Source organism: Kerstersia gyiorum, from assembly GCF_004216755.1.
Classification (GTDB): Bacteria; Pseudomonadota; Gammaproteobacteria; order Burkholderiales; family Burkholderiaceae_B; genus Kerstersia; species Kerstersia gyiorum.
In genome coordinates this window covers 144156-148061 of the sequence record NZ_SGWZ01000004.1, presented here as the reverse complement: position 1 = coordinate 148061, position 3906 = coordinate 144156, and the positions used below count along the sequence as shown (strand labels likewise).

General features: G+C 60.4%; 1 protein-coding gene. It reads right to left on the bottom strand.

Annotated features, from left to right (window positions below; all coding sequences use genetic code 11):
* Positions 1-3906 (bottom strand): beta strand repeat-containing protein (locus tag EV679_RS12645; RefSeq protein ID WP_207224929.1); only part of this gene is annotated, 3906 nt, incomplete at both ends.

The following is a 3906-nucleotide window of genomic DNA, read 5'->3' as shown; positions in this document are numbered from 1 at the left end:
CAGCCACGTTGAGCGTGCCGCCCACCGTGCTGTTGCCCGCCACGCTGCTATTGCCGCCCACCGTCAGATTGTCCTTGATCGACACGCTGTCGGCCAGCTTGACCTTGACCTGGCCGTTATCCACCAAGGTGACGACATTGGTGTCGCCGCCGACCACGTCGACCGCTTCACCCAGTTTTTTCTGCACCGTCTGGCCATCTTGAGCCTTGAGCGCAAAGCCCTCGGTGATGATGTCCTGCTTGGTGGAGTTCAACTGATTAACGTTGACGGCATCCGTTCCCAGGGTGCCTTCCGCCACGCCATGCAGCTGATTGCCGCCGAAGTTGACGTTGGTAGACGGGTTGACCGTCAGATTGTTGCCAATGGTGGCGCCACCTGCCAGCGTCGTGCTGCCAGCTACTTGTAGCGTGTTGTTCAGCGTCGTGGAACCGGCCACGTTCAGCGTACCGCCCACCGAGCTGTTGCCCGCAACGCTGCTATTGCCGCCTACCGTCAGGTTCTGGCTGACATTGACGTTATCCGCCAGACCAACCACCAGCTTGCCATTTTGTACGGCCGTTTCAATATTGCCGTCGCCGACGATCGGTGCAGACTCGCCCAGGCTCTTCTGGATCTTGTTGCCCGATTCATCTTCGATCGCGAAGCCCAACGTGGTCAGATCACCGCTCACCTGCTTGAGCTGGTCTTCGGTAGCCGCCTGGCCGCTCGTGAAGCTATTGGCATTGAAAGTCTTGTTCGTCAGACCATTGACCGTACCGGTGCTGCTGTTGACGGTAACGGTGTTAGAACCGTTGCTGACGCTCAAGGAGCCAGCGCCGACGTTGGTGACATTGCCTCCATTGGCGATCTGCACACCAGCATTGTTCAGCGTCGTATCGCCCGTCTTGACACTACCTGCGCTGCCCAGGTCGAGGTTCTTCTTCAAGGAATAGGCGATGGTCGTGGTATTGCCCGAGGTCGAGCGCGTCACGTCCAGATTGTTTTCACCAGTCGCCAGGCCGATATCCACGATATCACCATTAGCTGAGCTGACATGGGTGGTATTTGTCGTGCCGCTGGTGTTGCCGGTGGCGATGTTCCAGCCCGTGGACTTCAGTTGTGCCACGTTGACGGCATCGGTATCTGCGGTACCTGCTGCCACCCCGGTAATCTGGCGACGCACCGAATCCGAACCAACAGCAACAGCAGCAGCTGTGCTGACGGTCGCCGAAACGGCATTCAGATTGGACAACGTGTTGTGACCGGCATTGGCCGCATAACCGGCGACACCCGCAGCTGCAGTAGAAGCACTGCCCGAGCCGATGGCCACGCCGCCAGCGTTCGCCACGGAAGCGCCATTGCCCAGCACGAAGGCGTCACCGACGTTCAGGTCATTGCCATTGCCGACAACGAAGGAGTTGGCAGCCGTGATCTGGTTGCCATTACCAACGATGCGGCTGTTCGTGGCGCGATTCGTCAGCGTATTGTCGTTGCCGAATGCACCCGCACCAGCAGCCGCCACGCTATTTTCATTGCCAACCACGCTGGCGCCTGCACCACCGACCGTGTTTCCGGCGCCGCCCGCGAATGCCTGTGCGCCAGAAACCGTATTACCGGCCCCGACACCAGTCGCCTGCTTGCCGCTGACCTTGGCAGCGTCACCGATCGCCAGCGCCTGCTCTTCAGTTGCTTCCGCCGTGCGCCCCAGGGCGCTGGCATTCAGTGCCGTCGCCTTGGATGCCGTACCCACGGCGATCGAGTTGAAATTCTGCAAGGAGTCGTCCGGCACCAGCACCTGACGGCCAGATACCGCACCATCACCCAGTGCAATACCGCTATTGGCATACCCGTGGGCGTTCGTACCGGAAGCGATCGAATTGTTGCCCGAAGCCTGGGCATTCGTACCGCTGGCAAACGCATTGGTCGCAGACGCATGGGCATTGCTGCCGATAGCCGTTGCATCCTCGCCGGTGGCCGCTGCCTTGTAACCTTGAGCAATGCCACGGTCCTGGTTGACCGTTGCATCAAAACCCAGGGAAATGCCGTAGTCGGCCGACACTTCTGCGTCGGTACCAATCACAATGGCATTGTCTACCGTTGCGCCAGGAACCTTCACGTCAGCCTGTGCATTGGTCCCCATGACGATGGAATTTTCGCCGTTGCTGCGGGCTTCGCTGCCGATTGCGACACTGCGATCCCCATAGGCAAAACTGGTATTGCCCAGTACGCTGGACTGATTGCCCAGCGCATTGCTGTTGTAGCCAATAGCGGTCGCTTCGTTGCCTTCGGCGCGGGATTGCAGGCCGACGGCCACACCGGCATTCTTGGTCGCGCCGGCCTCCGGCCCGATCGCAATGGCGTCAGTGCCGGTAGCGCCGGAATTGTCGCGGTTCGTCGGGTTGACCGAATTTACGCTGTAGTACTTGGCGCCCTTTTCCGCGATTGCGGTGTTCATTTGGCCAACATTGACAGCATCTGTCGCTAGTGTGCCTGCCGTCACGTTATTGATCTGGCCGGCGGCGTTGTACTTGACTGCGTCAGCGGGCAATACGGAAACCACAGCGCCGCTACCCAGCAGTTCCAGGCCTTCGGCAACGGTATCCACCACGATATCCTGACCGTTGATATCCTTGCCTACCGTAATCTTGGAGTACTCGCCAGTGGTGCTATCAACGGTCACGCCAACCAGATTGGCCACGCTGATCTGCGAGGCCTTGAGCTGCCCGACGTTGACCGCATCATAGTTATTGGAACCATCAGCGACGTTAACAATACGGCGTTGCTGGCCCGCATTGCCCACAGAGACGACGCTGCCATCATTGAAGTTGCTGCCGGTCAGGAAACCCGTGCCTTGCGCATCGGTAAGCGTTGCCACTGAATTGGTGCCAAGCGCCACGCTGGCGCCCACTGCGTTGGCGTTGCGTCCCAGGGCCACGCCCTGCCCGCTGCTGACGTTCGAGTTCGTGCCGATGGCAATCGCGCCTTCGCTGGAAGCCACTGCGCCGTAGCCCGCAGCCACGGAATCGCGGCCAGCCTGCGTCAAGGCACCCAGTGCCACGGCGTGATCCGCTACGCCGATGTCCTTGTTGGCCTGGTAACCAATGGCGACAGTCAAGTCACCGTCCACACCCGAACCAGCTTGCGAACCCACAGCGATATTCTGGTCGCCGGAAACATTGGAGCCTGCACCGTAGCCCAGAGCAACCGTCTGATTGCCAACGACATTCTGGCCCGAACCGGTACCGATCGCGATATGCGACGTACGGTCATCGGCCAGTGTGCCTTGCGTGCCCTTGCCTGCATCGACACCCAGGGCGATGCTGTTAGGCGAGAGCGCGTTGGCGCCATTGCCGGCCGCCAGCGCATTCCCGCCAGCAGCAACAGCGTTGCCCAGCGCAACGGCGTTCGCACCGCTGGCGTTTGCACCTGCCCCCAGCGCCGCTGCATTGGCAGCGGAAGCTACGGAATTGCTACCCAGGGCCACGGCACCACTGCTGTCCTTGCCCTGAACGGCGGCATCGGTACCGATAGCAATGGCGTTCGTCACGAACTCGGAATCAACCGTCGCACGCTCGCCGACAGCGATAGAGCTTGCCCCCTTGACTAAACTATCAACACCAGCGGCAATCGAAGCCGCGCCCGCAGCGTTGGCATTCGGACCAATTGCAATCGCGTCGTCGCCCGTCGCTTGGGCATCGTCGCCATCGGACTTCACGCGGAAGTACTTGACACCCGAATAGCCGTCGGCCGTCGTCGTGCCGCCTTGCAGCAGCGCCAGGTCGTTTTGCAGATCAGCGATATTGGTATTGGCCGTCGAAACGTCCCCTTGCAGCGTCAAGATATTGTTCTTGGCCGTGGAGACGTCACCCTGCAACGTCGAAATGTTGCCCTGCGCCGTGGAGACATCGCCCTGCAGCGTCGAGATGT